This is a genomic window from Streptomyces sp. MB09-01, assembly GCF_033794505.1.
Classification (GTDB): Bacteria; Actinomycetota; Actinomycetes; order Streptomycetales; family Streptomycetaceae; genus Streptomyces.
The window spans coordinates 1-17,090 of record NZ_JARAYQ010000003.1; the positions used below are offsets into that span (position 1 = coordinate 1).

At 71.0% G+C, this 17,090-nt stretch carries 13 protein-coding genes and 2 pseudogenes; 10 read left to right on the forward strand and 5 right to left on the reverse strand.

Annotated elements, in window-relative coordinates:
* The first annotated feature begins 246 nt into the window (after positions 1-246).
* Both PV721_RS01060 and PV721_RS01065 read left to right on the forward strand, forming a co-directional pair.
* The gene (locus PV721_RS01060; protein ID WP_319720908.1) at positions 247-417 is read left to right on the forward strand and encodes a chaplin; all 171 of its coding nucleotides are present in this window, start codon (positions 247-249) and stop codon (positions 415-417) included.
* 350 nt (positions 418-767) lie between these two features.
* Positions 768-2,066, forward strand: a complete 1,299-nt coding sequence (locus PV721_RS01065) for a DUF4241 domain-containing protein (RefSeq protein ID WP_319720831.1) — start codon at positions 768-770, stop codon at positions 2,064-2,066.
* Between the two features lie 235 nt (positions 2,067-2,301).
* On the opposite strand, the gene PV721_RS01070 is transcribed toward PV721_RS01065, so the two are convergent.
* Positions 2,302-2,835, reverse strand: a complete 534-nt coding sequence (locus PV721_RS01070; protein ID WP_319720832.1) for a hypothetical protein — start codon at positions 2,833-2,835, stop codon at positions 2,302-2,304.
* 294 nt (positions 2,836-3,129) lie between these two features.
* On the opposite strand from PV721_RS01070, the gene PV721_RS01075 reads away from it, so the two are divergent.
* Together PV721_RS01075 and PV721_RS01080 are read left to right on the forward strand one after the other, a co-directional pair.
* Positions 3,130-3,285, forward strand: coding sequence for a hypothetical protein (locus PV721_RS01075; RefSeq protein ID WP_319720833.1), 156 nt, complete (start codon positions 3,130-3,132; stop codon positions 3,283-3,285).
* A gap of 28 nt (positions 3,286-3,313) precedes the next feature.
* Positions 3,314-3,766 (forward strand): protease inhibitor I42 family protein, encoded by a 453-nt coding sequence (locus tag PV721_RS01080; protein WP_319720834.1) that lies wholly within the window; start codon positions 3,314-3,316, stop codon positions 3,764-3,766.
* Between the two features lie 148 nt (positions 3,767-3,914).
* Here the strand turns inward: PV721_RS01080 and PV721_RS01085 are convergent, their stop codons facing one another.
* Entirely contained in the window at positions 3,915-4,355 is a 441-nt protein-coding gene (locus PV721_RS01085; protein ID WP_319720835.1) for a hypothetical protein, read from the reverse strand.
* Between the two features lie 720 nt (positions 4,356-5,075).
* Between PV721_RS01085 and PV721_RS01090 the strand changes: the two genes are divergently transcribed.
* Complete coding sequence (locus PV721_RS01090) at positions 5,076-5,732, forward strand: winged helix-turn-helix domain-containing protein (protein WP_319720836.1); 657 nt, start codon at positions 5,076-5,078, stop codon at positions 5,730-5,732.
* Between the two features lie 522 nt (positions 5,733-6,254).
* Complete coding sequence (locus tag PV721_RS01095) at positions 6,255-8,705, forward strand: bifunctional serine/threonine-protein kinase/ABC transporter substrate-binding protein (protein WP_319720837.1); 2,451 nt, start codon at positions 6,255-6,257, stop codon at positions 8,703-8,705.
* Between the two features lie 100 nt (positions 8,706-8,805).
* On the opposite strand, the pseudogene PV721_RS01100 reads toward PV721_RS01095, so the two are convergent.
* A pseudogene (locus tag PV721_RS01100) lies at positions 8,806-8,994 on the reverse strand (IS5/IS1182 family transposase); the annotation flags it as partial.
* A 626-nt stretch (positions 8,995-9,620) separates the two neighbouring features.
* Between PV721_RS01100 and PV721_RS01105 the strand changes: the two are divergent.
* Complete coding sequence (locus tag PV721_RS01105; protein WP_319720838.1) at positions 9,621-11,117, forward strand: hypothetical protein; 1,497 nt, start codon at positions 9,621-9,623, stop codon at positions 11,115-11,117.
* A gap of 199 nt (positions 11,118-11,316) precedes the next feature.
* Positions 11,317-12,246, forward strand: a complete 930-nt coding sequence (locus PV721_RS01110) for a hypothetical protein (protein ID WP_319720839.1) — start codon at positions 11,317-11,319, stop codon at positions 12,244-12,246.
* 123 nt (positions 12,247-12,369) lie between these two features.
* On the opposite strand, the gene PV721_RS01115 is transcribed toward PV721_RS01110, so the two are convergent.
* A complete protein-coding gene (locus PV721_RS01115) occupies positions 12,370-12,597 on the reverse strand; it encodes a hypothetical protein (protein WP_319720840.1) in 228 nt (75 codons plus the stop codon).
* A 197-nt stretch (positions 12,598-12,794) separates the two neighbouring features.
* Between PV721_RS01115 and PV721_RS01120 the strand changes: the two genes are divergently transcribed.
* The gene (locus PV721_RS01120; RefSeq protein ID WP_416370999.1) at positions 12,795-14,144 is read left to right on the forward strand and encodes a M1 family metallopeptidase; all 1,350 of its coding nucleotides are present in this window, start codon (positions 12,795-12,797) and stop codon (positions 14,142-14,144) included.
* Positions 14,145-14,159: 15 nt separating this feature from the next.
* Here PV721_RS01120 and PV721_RS01125 read toward each other — a convergent pair whose 3' ends face one another.
* Positions 14,160-14,855 carry a peptidoglycan recognition family protein gene (locus PV721_RS01125; protein WP_319720842.1) on the reverse strand — a complete coding sequence of 232 codons (696 nt, stop codon included), beginning with the start codon at positions 14,853-14,855 and terminating at the stop codon, positions 14,160-14,162.
* A 1,125-nt stretch (positions 14,856-15,980) separates the two neighbouring features.
* Here PV721_RS01125 and PV721_RS43830 point away from each other — a divergent pair.
* A pseudogene (locus tag PV721_RS43830) lies at positions 15,981-17,077 on the forward strand (N-acetylmuramoyl-L-alanine amidase); the annotation flags it as partial.
* Positions 17,078-17,090: the final 13 nt, after the last annotated feature.

Below are 17,090 nucleotides of genomic sequence, written 5' to 3' on the forward strand. Positions count from 1 at the left end.
GCTCACGGGTCCGGCCTGCGCAGCCCGGCGTAGGCGAGGCACCCGAACGGGTCGATCACCGTGTCCATGCACCCGATGGAGGAGTTGGAGAGGACAAGCGCCCGGCGTGGGCCTGCCTAGCCCGGCCCACGGTTGACGCCTGCTTACGCGCACCGTTTCGACGCACATCCTGAAGGAGACCCCCCAGTGAAGAAGACCACGGCCGTCATCACCGCTACCGGAGCCATCCTCCTCGGCGCGGCCGGCATGGCCTCTGCCGACGCCGGCGCCCACGGCGTGGCCAGCCACTCGCCGGGTGTCGCCTCCGGGAACGCCATCCAGATCCCGGTCCACATTCCCATCAACGCCTGCGGCAACACCGTCAACGTCATCGGGCTGCTCAACCCGTCCTTCGGCAACACCTGCATCAACGCCTGACCCAGCCCCAGCACGCACCGGGGAGCCTTGCCGGTTCCCCGTGTGACACGTGAGCGCGGCCCCGGCTTCCTCCCCGGTCGGCCGCGCTCACGCGCGTTCACCCCTGCCGTGAGCAACGCGGCGCCCGCTTGTTCGCCGTCCACGCGATGCCCCCTCCGGCACGCATTCGCCGGGCGGGCGACCGGCCCGACGCGCTGAACGACTCGACCACGTTCGCCACCTGCTGCTGGCCGAGCGCGGCGGGGGCGGAGCCGGCCCGCCGCCCGTCCCCCTGGAGCCGTTGTCACAGCCGGCGGCTACCTTGCAGCTCAGCACACCGTCACGGCAGGGCGCAGGAGCAGGGAGCGGCAATGGTCGTCGAGTTGGGGTACGCGCAGGCGTGGGATGCGGAGGCCCGTGCGCCCTGGCAGCCGATATCCGCCGGGGAGGCCCGGGAGCGGGATGCCACCGGGCTTCCGTACGTGGTGGTGTACCGGGAGCCGGGCCGGGAGGCTCCGCTGGAGGTCCGGCTCGTCTCCTGGCGGGACCACTACGTCGGGCTGTGGGTCTACGACGCCCAGGGCCGCCGCACCTACGACCTCGACATGCGGCTGCTGGACGAACCGTCGCGACTGCTGCGCCGGTACACCGTCGGCTGGCACTACACCGGCCCGGAGATGCCGGAGTTCGACGAGGGGTGCCCGCGCATCACCGTGGACCTCTTCCCGGACGGGAGGGGCCGACGGACGGAGGAGCTCCAGGGGAAGGGCGGGGGTACCTACGTCACCTCTCCCGCCCTCCGCGACGACGAGCGCTGGATGGACCGCCCGGCCTTCGGGGAGTGGCCGCTGCTCTCGGCCCAGGTGCACCGGCTCGTCGAGCCGCCGACCTTCGAGGCGGCTGAGCTGGTGGAGGTGGACGAGCCCGGTGACGGAGATGCCCCCGCCACCTGCTGGCGTCCGCCGCGCCCCGCACAGCCCGGGCCGATCAACGAGCTGTTCCGGCCCGGGGTGCGCGTGACCGACGGGTACCACCCCGAGATGACCGTCGTGGAGCCGCGCCGGGTCGCCACCCTGCGCGTGCCCAGCGGGCTGCTGGCCGTCTCCGGCCCGGACGCAGGCGAAGGCGGGGGGCCGCGCATCACGGTCCCCGTCCCGCCCGGGGAGTACGTCCTCGACGAGGCGCGGGTCCGCCACAGCTACCACTGCGAGTGGCGGGACACCGAGGTCACGACCACGGCCCCCACGGCCGTCCGCCTCCTCGTCAGCGAGACCCCCGCCGCGACCTGGGAGATGGCCCTGGGTCCGGACGACGATCCCCGGCTGTTCATCGAGGAGCAGATAGCCGGCTTCGACACCGACGGCGCCACCGGCTGCTTCGCCGACGCCGGGGCCTGGGAGCCGCTCGTCGCGCTCTTCGAGCGGGGGCTGATCCAGGGAGAGCCGGACCTGGACGGGTACGAGGACATCGACGACGGTTCCATGTTCATGCAGCGCACCTGGGACGAGGCCTCCGGCGGCGAACTCATGGCCTTCGCCACGACCGGGGACGGCACCTACCCCGTGTGGGTCGGCCGCTCCCACGCCGGTGAGGTGGTCGCTGTCGTCGTACTGGTGGAGGGGATGCCCGAACTGCTCCCGGAGCGGGACGCAACCACTGCCGATGCCTGAGACGACGTACGGGACCTTCGCGGAGTCCTGGGACGCGGCGTCCCGCGTCCCGTAGCGATGGTCGCGCACTCGAGACCGGCGCCCGCCTCGCCGACTGCCGTCCGCCGCTTCGCCCGCGCCGGCAGCCTCGACGAACTCCTGGCCAAGGCCGCCGGACGACATCCTCGCCCCCCTGACCGTGCGGCATCGCACGATTCCCGGCAGAGCCGAATGACGCGAACGTGCACAACACCCTTCAGATGTGGGAAGTGAGGCCGGTAGCAGGGTCGTGGGAGATCAGCGTCGGCATCCCCGGGTCATACCGGACGACCTCGCCGGTGAGCAGGGCCCGTCGTTGACTGGCTGTCGCGATTTCGACCAGGAACCGCAGCACGGCGGCCACCCCCGCCCCGTCAAGGACGTCCTCGGGCCAGACGGAGAACTCGATCTCCTCCTCGTCGCAGGGCAGCGCGAAGAACCACACGGCGCCGAAACGGGCCCGGAAGGCGGAACTCGTCCCCCCGCCCTCCGGCTCGTCTGTCCAGACGCGGAAGAGGTCGGCGAAGTCCGGACGCACGGGATCGAGGTGGGGGTAGGGGTGCTCCACCTCTGTCTCGTCGGCTACGACACGCAGGCGTTCGAGGACCGCGATCCACTCGACGCGGGTCGCCCCGAGAACCCGAATGTCCCTCAGGCTGCCGTCGAGATGGAAGACGGCGCACATCCACGGCTCGGGCAGGCACCGCGCGCGGGCACCGTGCTCACCGGCGTGGACGTCCTCGTGCGTCAACTCGAACAGCCCCTCGCGTTCGCCTCTCCCATGGCACCAAGGTAAGAGGGCCCCACGGCACGGAAGGACCTGCCCGGCCGGTTCAAGGGGTCGTGATCCCACACTCCGGGTCCTGCGACATCACAAGATCCCCGGCAGAGCCGAAATGCGTGACCGCCCACGATCCCGAGGTGCGGCCGATCGCGTGGGCCGCAGCGCCGCCGAACGCAGCGCGGTCCTTACCGAGGTCGAGAAGCCGGTGGCGCCCGGACACCCGGCACCCGTCGGCGTCTCGGGCGAGGAGACGCCCACGCGATGACCGTCGTCGCCCAGGAGGGTGACATGCTTCAGGTGTGCAACCCCTGGGGCTCGACCACCCGGGTCAGCGAGAACGACTTCATCAACGGCTACATGGGCAAGGCTTGCAACAGTGATCTCCCCAACGCGTACACCGTACGTCTTCCGCGCTAGCAGGGGCGGTGCGGCGATCGCAGCGGCCGTGGTCCTCGCTCTCGCCACGGGCTGCGGCTCCGGCACCGACGAAGCGGGCGAGGGCTCCACGAGCCGCGCGGTGAAGGACACCAGCATCACTGCCGAGCCGGGCGAGCGCTTCACGCTCACCGTCGCCCAGAACGCCTCCACCCGCGAGTACTGGTACCTGGTCGACCCCGAACCCGACAGCTCCGTACTGGTCAGCCGCGGCCAGGTCTACGCGTCGGACTCCGGCGACGAAGCGGTGGCCGGTGCCGGCGGCCGGCTCACCTTCACCTTCGAGGCCAAGGGCAAGGGGACCACCCGGTTCACGCTGCTGCACTGCACTTTCACCACCTGCCAGGGCAACACCTCCACCCAGCCCCCCGAGACGGCTGGGTCCTCCGCCACCCCGACCACGGGGGCGACCACCCCCTCCCAGGCGCCCGAGCGCATCACCTACACCGTCACCGTCAACTGACCGCAGCGGACAAGTCCCGGGCTACGACGCCGACCCGGTCTCTGCACCACCGCGCCTGGGGCGGGGCTCACCACCGTCGGCTTCGCAACCAGAGACCCGTTCTGAGTCCGTCGGGAAACCGGCAGGCCCCGCCTGACGACGGGTCGGGTTAGCCACCGACCTTGGACAACTGCTTGCAGGGTCCGCTCTGCTGGCTGCAGACGAGGAAGTACACGTCCTTCACCATGAAGAGACTTTCGTTGTCCTGCAGGACCGCTTCACCGTTGTCGTTGCCGTGCACATGGACGGTGCGCCACTTGCTGCTGTTGTCGTTCTTGTATTTGATCTGCAGTTGCGGCCAGATACCGTCGCCGTGCGTCACGTCCGTGAGGATGATGTGGCTCATGTAGGCGTTGTAGTAGCCCGGCAGGGCGTCCGAGGGCTCGTAGTAGTAGGCCAGGCTGGCACAGGCGAGGGAGGTGCAGGCGGTGAAGTTCCCGCCACCGGTGGCGCCGCTCCCGCCGGCGTGGGCCGGCGCTGCCGTCATGGCCGTGACCAACGCCGCCGCGGGCGCGACGCCCGCCAGAGCTCGTAAGATCCTCTTCCGCATACGACCCTCCACTGGGAATGCTGACCATTCGCGCACAGATGTGCGGGTTCACCGGCGCCTGCCGTAGGCACCCGCTGGGTTTCGCCGCTTTCCGCGGCAGGGATCGGGCCTCGTCGAGCACGCTGTGCTTGACACTGGGCCGGAGTCACACGCCTCAGCAGCGGCTGCTGTCGTCGCCGGCCGCCTTTGTCCCTCACCCTCCTTACATCGCGACGGGCGCCCGCGTGACCGATCAGGTACACCCTGCGCCCAGCGCGGGGCGGATTCGACTCGTTTCGGCCTGTCCCGAAACGAGAGCGATGGGAAGGATCAACCGAGGGGGAGGGGGATGCCGTGCTACGGGTTCACTTCACTGTCGAGGACCTGGCGCAGGTACAGGTCACGGTGTTGGGGCCATTGGCCGAGACGCAGCTGAGCCTGCGGACTGTGCAGCGACGGGACCGTGCGGCGCTGTTCCACGGGTGGCGTGCGCGTACCGGTCCGCAGATCGGCCCCGATGGGAGGGAAACGGCGCGGTTTCTCAGCTCAGCTGCCGGGGGGCTGGTCGATCTGTTCACTCTCGTGGGCGCGGCGGGCTCTATGGGCGAGGGGTTAGAGCGGCTGATCAGTGCCTCGGACCAGCGGCTGCGCACGGAATTCTCCGTGCTTCCGCGCACGAGTATGCGGCGGGCACCGTGGCTGGCTCAAGCGATGGATGCCGACCCGCAGGCGAGGCGAAGGATGGCCATCGCACTACAGGGCTGCCACCGCGTGGCAGTTGACCCGTACTGGGGGCGTATCGACCAGTACCTGGAGGGGGAGGTGGCACGGCGCGGGCGGCTCATGGTGCAGGTCGGGGTGGGGGCACTGCTGGACAGCCTGCGCCCGATGGCCGTGTGGCGGCCCCCCGTGCTGGAGATCCCGGGCTATCGGCCCCTGGTCCACCCGGAGGCCGACTTCCACGTGACGGGCCGTCCGTTCCTTCTGGCTCCGTCGGTCTTCTGCGGGCCGGTTCCCCAGCTGTTCGCCAGCCCCCAGGCCAACACGGTCGTCATGGTGTATCCGGCTCTGAACAACCCGGTCCACGCGGCTGCCCTATGGGCTTCCCCCACTGATACGCGCCAGGTCGATGCCCCGGTGCCGCCGGCTCTATCCGCGCTCCTCGGCCGTACCAGGGCAATCGTGCTGTGCGTGATAGCCGACCATCCCGCGTGCACTACTACGCAGCTCGCGCAGCGGGCGGGCATATCACCGGCCAGCGCCAGCGAGCACGCCACCACCCTGCGCAGCGCCGGGCTGACCACCCTCACCCGGGAACGGAAGGCCGCCCTTCACGCGCTGACCCATCTCGGCCTCACCCTGCTGAACACCAACGGTTCCGCTCCAGCCGAGTCCTGAACGCCAGAGGGCACACCTCAGATGAGCCAGTGGGCGAGATCTCTCGGGCGGGGACCAGGAACACGCTCTCAGCGGCCAGCCAGTGGCGTTCGACGACGGGCTCGCCTCCCCGGTACCGATGCACAGCAGGGGACCGACTCCCACCCAGGCGACGACCCATTTCCCGGTAGACCTGCCCGACGTCGCCGAGTAACTGCCGCAGGGGGAGCGCACCTCGATCCGGCCGCCCTGGGTGGCGCGGCGTACTGCGCGAGGATCTCGATCGAGGACCAAACGTCCAGCCCCTATGCCGGGAGTCGGAGCCAGGACCGCTACCGTCCCGCTGATCACCGTCGGCGACGGCACCGGCTTTCCACCGTCACCCTCGCCGCAAGACCGACCCAAACAGCCTCATACCCGGCACCACGTCCTTGACGAGGGACATCGAGGCACCCCACCGGGAACACCGTGCCCTCGTCACGTGAGCGTGATCAAGCCATCATTCCGTCATCTGATCGGCTCAGCAGGACCTAGAGTGTGCGCGTGACCGAGCAGAATCCCGAACTCATCGCCGGCCGGTACCAGCTGGTCGAACGCATCGGCCAGGGCGGTATGGGCCGGGTCTGGCGGGGCATCGACCAGCAGCTCTTCGGACGCGACGTCGCCGTCAAGGAGATCCTCTTCCCGCCGGGGATGGAGGACGGCGACCGCGCCGCGCTGCTCAGGCGGTTCACCGGTGAGGCTCGCGCAGCGGTCACTCTCAGCCATCCCGGGATCATCACCATCCATGACGTCGTGGAGCACCGCGGCGCTCCCGTGATCGTCATGGAGTTGATCCGAGGCCAGTCCCTGGCCGCCGCCATCCGGAGCGAGGGCCGGCTGCCCGTGCAGCGGGTGGCCGAGATCGGCGCCGCCATGCTCGGCGCGCTGGCCGAGGCGCACCGGGCGCGGATCGTCCACCGCGACATCAAGCCGGACAACGTGCTCCTGACCAAGGACCGCGTCGTCCTCACCGACTTCGGCATCGCCCACCTCGCGGACGCCACGACCAAGCTGAGCCACAGCGGGATCGTCATCGGTACGCCGCACTACATGCCGCCGGAGCAGCTGGAAGGCAAGCGCCCGACCCCCGCCAACGACCTGTGGGCGCTCGGCGCCACCCTCTACCACGCCGTCGAGGGGCACCCGCCGTTCGAGGCGGAGGGGCTCCACGCCCTCGCCGTGGCCGTGTTCACCCGCCCGCACCGGCAGCCGGTTCACGCCGGCCCGCTGGCGCCCGTGCTGGACGCGCTCCTCACCAAGGACCCGGCGCAGCGCGTGGGCGCCGCGGAAGCGGCCGAGATGCTGGCGTCGGTGCTGCGGTCCTTCCCGCCCCGGGCCGACGTACCTGCCGGGCACGGGCCGGGGCAGGAGCCCGCGCCCGAATCCGCGCCCACGCCCGATCCGAGGGCGACCTCCGCACCGGCACCGGCCCCGGCACCGGCCCCGGCCCCGGCACCGGACGCGGCGGCGGAGCACCTTTCCGCTCCGGCGGGGCCGGAACAGGCGCCACCGACGACGCCGTCACCGCGGACCGCCACCATCGTGGACTCCGGGTCCGCCGCCGGCACACAGCCGCGCCCCGTGCCGGACCGGCCGACCGGCGCGACCGGGGCCGTACCCCCGGCCGAGGACCCGGTCACGCTCGGGGCGGCGGCCGAGACGGAGCACGGCCAACGGACGTCCGCCCGGCGCCGGGGCTTCACCCGGCGCTCCGCGATCCTGGGCGCGGCGCTGGCCACGCTCACCACGGGCTCCGTCCTGACCTGGACCCTCACCCACGGCGATGACGCCCCCCGCGGCGGCAGGACGCCCGGCAGCGGCTCGGAGGCTTCCTCCGTCACGGTGGTGATCGGGGTGGACGCACCGCTCAGCGGCGGACTGTCCTCGATGGGCGTCGGTATCAGGAACTCCGCCGACCTGGCGGCCAGGACTGCCAATGAAACCCGGCACGTCCCCGGTGTGAACTTCGAGATCAAGGCCCTGGACGACGAGGCCGACCCCGCCACGGGCGAGTCCAACGCCGCCCGGTTCGTGTCCGACGAGAAGGTGCTGGGGGTCGTCGGACCCCTCAACTCCGGTGTCGCCCGGACCCTGGTGGCTCCTCTCGCGCGGGCGGAGCTGGTCAACGTGTCACCGGGCAACACCGACCCCGTGCTGACGCTGGGCCCCGACTGGGCCGCCGGCAGCAAGTCCCGTCCGTACTCCACCTACTTCCGCACCACCGCGACGGACGTCGACCAGGGGCCGTTTGCCGCCCGGTACCTGCACGGCGAGGCGAAGAAGACCAAGCTCTACGTGATCGACGACGCGAGCGCCCACGGCACCGCCCTCACCCGCGGTTTCACGGCCGAGTTCACGAAGCTCGGCGGGACGATCGTCGGTACCGAGCGGGTCGATCCCGCGGAACGTGCCTTCGCCGGCCTCGCCGAGAGGGCGCGGTCCTCGGGCGCCGACGCCATCTACTTCGGCGGCTACTACGACACCGCAGCGCCGCTCTCCCAGCAGCTCAAGCAGGCGGGGGTGAACGTCCCCCTGATGGGCGGCGACGGCATCTTCGACCAGCAGTACCTCACGACGAACCCGAAGGCCGAGGGCGACCTCGCGACCAACATCGGCGTACCCGCCGAGGAGTCGGCCGCAGGGCAGGACTTCCTCGCCCGGTACGGGAAGGCGGGGTACCCGGAGGCGGCCGGCTGGTACGGCCCTTACGCGTACGACGCGACCTGGACCCTCATCGAGGCGGTGAAGGCCGTCGTGGCGGCCAACGGCGGCACCCTGCCCAGCAACGCCCGGGCGAAACTGCCGCAGGCCGTGGCGCGCGTGGCCTTCGACGGCGTCACGGGCCGCGTCGCCTTCGACGGTAACGGCGACACGGTCAACCGCCGGCTGACGGTGTACAGGGTGAACGACGGCAGCTGGGCGACCGTGACGAGCGGACCCGCCACCCGCTGACGCCTCGCCGGGGCGCCGCGGCCCGGAAGCAGTTCGACCTAAAGGGTGTTCCAGAAGGTTGGTGTGGGCAGGTTCGGAGGAGTCTCCGGCCTGGTGTTTCACCGGGCCGGGGCGAGGTGTGCATGGTGGCGACGGCCTGGACTGCGTGGTGGAGGCCGTCGCCTTTCTGGCGGCAGTCACGGAGGATCTTCCAGTTCTTCATGCCGGCGAAGGTGTGCGCGACCCGGGCCCTGACCCGTCGGTGTTCGGCGTCCTCCTCGCCGCGCAGGAGCGGGCGTCCGGTCCTTCGACCCCGCCCCCCACCCGGGAGCAGGACTCGAGCCCTCCGGCAGCCCCAGGTCGACGCCTGCTCGATCTGCCCTGCCGCCCGCGAGCGCGGGGCACCGGCTCCTGAGCCTGAACATCCTGGGGCCACGCTCGCCCAGGCCCCTGCCCAGCGGGAACGAGGCTTGAGGCCCTCGACCTTGGGGAACGTGCCCGTACCCGGGGCTTCCGTCTCCCTTTCCCCCTGCCTTGCAGGGCCTCCAGTTGCCCTTGCGGCGCGGAGCCCTCCACCTGCCACCGGCCACCTCGCCCCCTCGCCGCCGGATTCCGCAGGCGGGGCGCGGGGCGCGACGCGGGAGAAGGAAGACCAAGAGCGGTCGATGAGGCCATGGGCTGCCGCCGACGCCGCGTTCGGCACGGAGGCCGGTGCGGCCGCGCTCAAGGACGACCGGAGCTTCGAGAAGATCGTCTTCTACGACCTGGCCGCATTTCCCGACCGCCACTCCCCGCCCGCCCTGCCTCTGATCCGGGGAATTCGGCACGCAATCCCAGCACCCCGGGGCGGCGTCGACCACCTAACCGGCCCCGCACCCCCTAACGTGCTGGTCGGCGTGAGACCGCGCCGACCAGCCCGACAGGGTGAGGAGGCGTATGCCGGACCACGGACCGGACAGCGCGCCCGACCACCGCCCGGACGACGCCCCGGACGGTGGCCGCCGCGTATCCCTCTGGCTGTGGTCTTTGCTCGGCCTGTTCGCCGCCTGCGTGCCGTGCGCGCTGCTCGTCGTGGAGAAGCTCGGCTCCGCCCTGTCCCCCGTGCCGCTCGTCCTCGCTGTGCTGGCCGCGTTGGCCGGGTACGTGCTTGCAGTGCGCGCCGTGGCGGGGGAGTGGCTCGGACAGCGCCCCCGCCGCTCCCGGATCCTGGTGTGGTCGGCCGCCGCGGTGCTTTTCCTCGGCAGCGTCGCGGTGCTCCTCGTCTTCCGTCCCCCGCCGCCCCCGCTCACCCGGATGAGTGGCGCCCGGGACGTGGCCGTGGCCGGCTTCGCGGCCGAGAACGGACGGCAGGACAAAAGGGTCCTCGACGACGTGGCTGCGACGTTCGCCAACGACATGGCGGCACGCATCCCCGCCGCGACCGCCGTCCGCAGCTACGCGGGCGAGGCGTCGCTGCCGCTCGCCCAGCTCGCCGACACCCGCCGCGGCGCACTGGAGCGGAAGACCGCCAGGTTCGCCGACGAAACCAATGCCGAGATCGTCGTCGGCGGCCTCGTCAGCGAAGACCGGGCGGGCCAGACCATGCTGCGGCCCGCCGTCTACGTCCGGGCCGACCAGATCCCCGATTCACCCGAACTCACCGGATGGTTCCTCGGCGAGCCGGTCCTCGTCGCCCGCGGCTGGGAGTCGGCTCGCGCCCGCGCCCAGCTGACAGGGGAGCTGACCCGCCGGATCGGCGCCCTCACGCAGTTCGTCGACGCGCTCGACACCTGGCGCAACGGCAGCCCCGCGGAGGCCGGCCGGATCCTCACCGGCCTGCTCGACGCGGAGCAGTACGCTGGTGCCAGCGGTTTCGTGCCACCCGATCTGGTACGGCTCTTCCACGGCCACGTCCTTGAGGACCAGGCGTACGACGAGAGCGGCCCCGGCCGCGAGGGGCTGCTGGAGGATGCCCGCAGCGACTACCTCGCCATCGGCCGGGACTCGCCGGCCGGCCGCCGCGCCGCCCTCAGCCTTCAGGGCAACGCCTACCGACGCGCCCTCGGCCCCACACACAGCTGCAAGCCGGGCACTGTGCGCGCCACGGACCTGGCCCAGGTCTCGAAGGCCCTGCGCGTCCTTGCCGCGGATCCCGGCATGACCGAACTCGGACGGATCAAAGCCAACGCAAATCTGGCCCAGGTCGAGCAGTGCCGCATCACGGCCCGACTGGTGAAGGACGACGGCATGGTGGAGCGCGCCGTGGCGACCGTCCGTACTGCCCCGGACCTCACCGGCGGCGCGGACCTGCGTGCCTTCGCGGAGTCCATCGCCGCCGTCAACGCGGCCGGCCGCGGTGACCTGACAGCCGCCCTCGACCGCATCCGGGACGCCATCGCACACGGCCAGGACCCGGTACGACGCGCCGTCTGGCACGGTCTGCTGGCCTCCTGAAGCTTTGAGCGCTGTGACCTCACGACCGGGCGTACGGCGCAGCAGGACGCCCTGACCCAGCTGGCCGCGGCGGAACGCGCGGGCAGGGCGGACAGCGCGCGCGTCCGCCGGGACGAACAGACCTTCGCCACGGAACTGCGGCGCGCCGAGGAGCGGTGCGGACGGAAAAGCCGATGAGACCGACAAGGAGAGGTGACGAGTGGTCACACGACGTCCGACCCGGTGGCGGCCGCCCATGCTGTGGGTCCTCACCGCGCTCCTCAGCACCGGCTGCACGATGCTCCACCAGACGCCCACCGCAGCCCCCACCAGCCGGGCCGCACCGTCGGCAACCCCCAGGCCGGAAGCCCGGGACATCCTGCTGGCCCAGCAGTTCGACATGGACATGGAGGGCGCAGGCCCGGTCAGCTGCGGCAACGACCTTCACCAGCTCACCCGAGGCCGTCCGGACGACCACCCCCGAGTCTGGGTGACCGCGGGCGAGGACGCCACGGGAGCGAGCAACGCGGTGGCGGCGGGCCTGGGCGAGGAGTCGCGCCTGTGCCTCCACGGCTTCCCGCCCGGCGGCCCCATCACGGTCACGATCAAGGCCGGAGGGCGCACCTACACCACGACCGTACAACCCGTGGCAGAGCTGACCGCCGCGCCGTCGGCGATGGACGACCTGTTCAACGGGCGTCCGATGGAGGTCGAGGACGTCGGCGACGGCCTGCTCGAGAGCGGCTTCTGGCACTTCCTCCCGTCCGAGCCGGCCCTGACAGACATCGCCCGGTCGGGGCGGTTCACCGTGGCAGCGCGCTCGGGAGACGTTCGCGCCGAGAGCGAGGTCCCGCTGCGCCTGCCCCGGGGAGCGGCCGCCGTAGAGGGCTGGGAACGGAACCACCAGCTCGCGGTCTACGGATACCCCGCCGGCGCACGCGTCCCCATCGGTCTCTACCGCCCGGAGGACCGGGCGGACGGCCGCGTCGCGGTGCTGCAGCGGGAAGTGGGCCGAGTGGTCATGCCGCGCCACCGGGTCGCCATCTTCACCGTCCCGCCGGACGTCTTCCGCACCATCAGTGCGGAACCCGCCGACGACGAGAACCCAGCCTGTCTCTCCGTCGCCGACCTCGCCAGCTGCGCCACCTGAGCGGGTCGGCTACGCGGCACGCAACTACGACTGTTTCGTCGCCCCTCGCGTCGACCGCAGCGATGATCCTGCCGAGTTCGGCAGGGCGGGCTGTCCTCTTGGGGGCTCGTGGGCCCTCAGGAGTCAGGCCCCGGTCCTGGACACGGAGAGGCCGCTGTCGGGCGCGAGGTCACCCGTCTCGTCGGCGATGGCGGTTCCGGCCCCGGCGGTCAGCGCCACGCCGACGAACAGGGCGGACGAACCGAGGACCGCACCGATGCGCTTGTGTATCGCCCAGTGCGGCGAGCTGCGCCTGGTCGCTTCTTCCCGGCACCCCGGCCACGTCCCGGGGCGCCCCGCCGGAAGGGGCATGGGCACGGCGTGGCGGGGCCGGGGCGCCCGGGGGCTGGCTCATGATCGGCTGTGTGAAGACTTCCGGACGTCTGGCCGCCTTCGCGGTCGCGGGCCTGCTCGCCGCACTTCCCGCCTGCTCGGAGTCCGACGGCCGCGGCGGCGGTGGGGCGGGGGTCCGTACGGGCGCAGACGCGAGGGCGGGTGCTCGTAACGGCGTGGACGCTGCTCGGACGGCGGCACCTCGCACGGAGTTCCGGGGCGGGCACGCCGCTGCCTCAGGCGCCGGTGACCCGTACTTCCCGGGTCTCGGCAACGTCGGCTACGACGTCACCCATTACGCCCTGACCCTGGCCTACGACCCCGGCAGCGGCCGCCTCGAAGGCACTGCGGAGATCACCGCGAAGGCCACTGCGGACCTCAGCGCCTTCAATCTCGACCTCCTCGGCATGGAGGTGCTGAGCGCCACCGTCGACGGCCGTACGGCGCGGGTTCGCCAGGACGGGCAGGAGCTGACCCTGCAGCCGCGCGTTCACCTCAGGAAGGGCGCCGCCTTCCGCAGCGTCGTGCGCTACGCGGGTACGCCGGAGTCGATCACCCATGACAACGGGTGGCGCGAAGGCTGGTTGAAGACGGAGAACGGAGCGGTCGCCTTCGGTGAGCCGACGGGCTCGATGTCCTGGTTCCCGGGCAACCATCACCCCTCGGACAAGGCCTCGTACGACATCATCGTCACGGTCCCCAAGGGGGTGCAGGCGATCTCCAACGGGCGGCTGCGCGCCCGGCGCACCAGCGGCGACCGTGCCACCTTCCACTGGCACCAGGCCGAGCCCATGGCCAGCTACGTGGCGACCGTGGCCATCGGCAGCTACGACATCAGGACCTCCCGGACCCGATCGGGCGTCCCGGTCGTGTCGGCGATGGACACGACCGCGAGCGTGGACGAGGACGGAGAGGTCCTCGGCCGGTTCCCCGAGATCATGGAATGGGCCGAGGGAAGGTTCGGTCCCTACCCCTTCTCCGCCGCCGGGGTGATCGTCGATCAGGCGGCCGATGTGCCCTACGCCCTGGAGACCCAGACGAGGCCGACCATTCCGGCCGACATCTTCCACACCACCAACGTGGTGCACGAACTGGCCCACCAGTGGTTCGGCAACTCCGTCACCCCGCGGACCTGGCGGGACATGTGGCTCAACGAGGGCTTCGCGACCTATGCGGAGTGGCTGTGGACCGAGGATCACGGCGGGGCCAGTGCCCAGGAGCACTTCGACCGCAACCACGCCAAGGCCGCGGACGACGACGAGTGGGACTTCCCGCCCGCCGAGCCGCCGAGTGCCTCGGACATCTCCGGCCAGCCGGTGTACGTGCGCGGCGCGATGGTGATCCACAGGATCCGCCAGACCGTAGGCGACAAGGCCTTCCGTACCCTGGTGCGGGGCTGGACCCTGCGCCACCGCCACGGCCACGCCTCCACGGACGACTTCACCGCGTACGTGGAAGCCAAGGCCGGCCGGGACCTCGACTCGATCTGGGACTCGTGGCTCTACGGCGACGGCAAGCCCGAGTGATGGGGCGACGCGGTGTCAGGTCCTGATGCGCCGGTGGGCGGTCTCGACGAGCTTCATGTACTTGTCCCAGTTCCACACGGGCCCGGGGTCCTCGTGGGTGGACAGCGGGATTTCGACGTGGCCCAGGATGTGGTCCCGGTCGACCGGTACGTCGTACTTCGCGCAGATCGTGGCCGTGAGCACGGCGGATGCCTCGTACATCCCGTCGGTGTAAACGGGCTGGTCGATCCAGCCTTCGTGCTCGATACCGATGCTCCGGTAGTTGTGCCAGACACTGCCGGAGTGCCAGGCAACGTCGCGCTCGCGCACGCACTGAGCGATCCGCGTGCCGGTTGCGCTGACCACGTAGTGCGCGGACACCCTCTCGGCGGGGTCCTTGAACTTGGAGAGCATGATCGGCAAGCGGTCCGTCGTCAGATGAATGACGACGTATTCGATGGGATAGTCCTCGGGACGGTCGGAGGACGTGTAGTTGGAGTCGGAGGCCTCGACCCAGACGGCGGTGGCGTAGTCCACCAGGGCGTCCCGACGCCGGGTCGCAGGCGGCCCGGCTGCGGCGACGGGGGCCTTGCGCACAGGGCTCGGCAGTGCAACCTTCACCTTCGCCTCGGACCCCATCAGTCGGGTCAGCTCCACAGCGGCCAGAGCCGTACTCGCCGCGCCGGCAACACCCCACAACAGCCGTCGACGGCTAAGCGGGCTGTCTTCCATGGCCACTCCTCATGAGGTCGAGCAAGACAGGCAGAGGACGACACGCCGCGAATCACGGCATCACGCTATATAAGCGGCACATCCCGTAATCTGATCCTCAACCAGTGCCCGCACCCCAGCAAGCCGATACTCCACCACTCGGCGCACACCCCCACCCCTGACCGGGCCCGTCCCCGTCGGCAGGCGTCACCCCGTTTCGCTGCCGTACGGTCCGCCATGCCGCCGGTCCGGCCCCTCGTTCGGAGCCCGCTGGCCGATTGCGGCGCGCTCGTGGCGAAAACGCAAGGGTGCCGCGCCCGTGGCCGGGTGACGCGGCCCTCGGTTCACGCTGCGGGCGCGGGCGCGGGCGCGGCGGGGGGCGCGCGGCCATCCGGCCGTCGTCGGGACGAGTCCCGCCCACGCCGTAGAGGGCCGCTAACGTCGGACGAATCCTTGCCGACGCGCACGCGCACGCGGCCAGGCTGCGCGTCGACCACGCCGTTGCCCCAGTAGCCACCGCGGCCACCGACCTGCAGGCCGCGGCCGAGACGCCCGCCACCCTGGTCCCGTCCGCGCGCACCGCGGAATCCCCCGTGCGCTGCACCAATTCCGCGTCCGCGTCCGCGGAGAGCGGGACGCGGGCTGCCTTCTGCTGAACACCAGCTCCAACCTCAAAAGCGCGCTGATCCTGCGGACCGCCGCGCAGGCTTCCGACGCGAAATCGATTTCACAAGCGGCTGCCACAGTCGGCACCGGTAACGCATCAGCGCCGTCGACGTCCATGACGCTCGCCCGAGGGAGCCTTGCCTCCGGCGAGACTCCCGTCAGCCCTTGGGGCGTCCTGGAGGCGCCCCAACTAGAGCTCGTAGAGCCAGACTTGCACAGAACGTTGACGCGTTCATGACCGCTGTGTACGTTGCGCTTGAAATCGATTACAGCCTTTCGCGGGGCGCCGCGGCGGACGTCACCCCGCCCGGTTCCGCGGGGCCGCAACACCGTCAGCCCGTCCTCGTTTCCGGCAGCCGCCGGCTGCCGCGACGCCATGCCCGGATCCGGGCCGCTCCGCCCTCGCGCCCTCCTTGCTCACACGGTCCGTTCACCAGATCAGGAGAAGAGATGTCCAGCATCGGAACGCGATGGAGAGGGATGTGCCTCGCTGTCTTCAGCGGCGCCCTCGTCACCTCGCTCGCTCTCACGGGTTTGCCTGCCGGCGCCGCGCCGGCTGATCCCGCGCTGCTGGGCAACGGCACGCTCAACCGGGCATTCGCCCATGCGACTTCCGCCTATCAGGTCCCCCGGGAGCTGCTCACGGCCGTCGCGTACGCGGAGACCCACCTTGACGACCACGACGGCGAGCCCAGCCACGCGGGTGGCTACGGTGTGATGCACCTGGTCAGCAATCCGGAGCGCACCACCCTGGAACTCGCCGCCGAACTCACCGGCGAACCGGCCCGTGCACTGCGCACCGACACCACGGCCAACATCCATGGCGGGGCTGCCGTCCTGCGTCACTACGCCGACGAGCTGAGGCTCAGCTCCGAGGACCGCCGGGACATCGACAAGTGGTACCCGGTCATCGCCCGGTACAGCGGTGCCGAGGATGACCGGACGGCCAAGCTCTACGCCGACACGGTGTACGAGATCCTGGCCCAGGGCGTCCAGGGCCGGTGACCCCGGAGCGGGGCAGTTACGCCGACGTCCCCTCCCTCGACGACTCCCATGACGACTCCACCGGCGACGCCACCACTCACCGGGAAGCGGTCGCCCTCAGCGCCGACTACCCTCCCGCGCACTGGGTTTCCGCCCATTCGGCGAACCACTCCAAGGGTCGGTCGTCCGCCATCACCAAGGTGGTCGTGCACGTCACCCAGGGGTCGTACGCCGGCACCGTCAGCTGGTTCCAGAACCCGTCCGCAGGGGTGAGCGCCCACTACGTGGTCCGCTCCTCCGACGGCCAGGTGACCCAGATGGTCCACGACGGCGACACCGCGTACCACGCACGGTCCGCCAACGCGTATGCCGTGGGTATCGAACACGAGGGCTACGTCGACAACCCCTCGTGGTTCACCGATGCCATGTACCGGTCATCCGCGGATCTCACCCGCCACCTGGCGAATCGCTACGGGATCCCCAAGACCCGGGCGAACATCGTCGGCCACAGCGAGGTGCCGGGCAATGATCACACGGACCCGGGCCGCAACTGGAACTGGAACTACTACATGCAGCTGGTCAACGGCGGCAGCCGACTGATGCTCG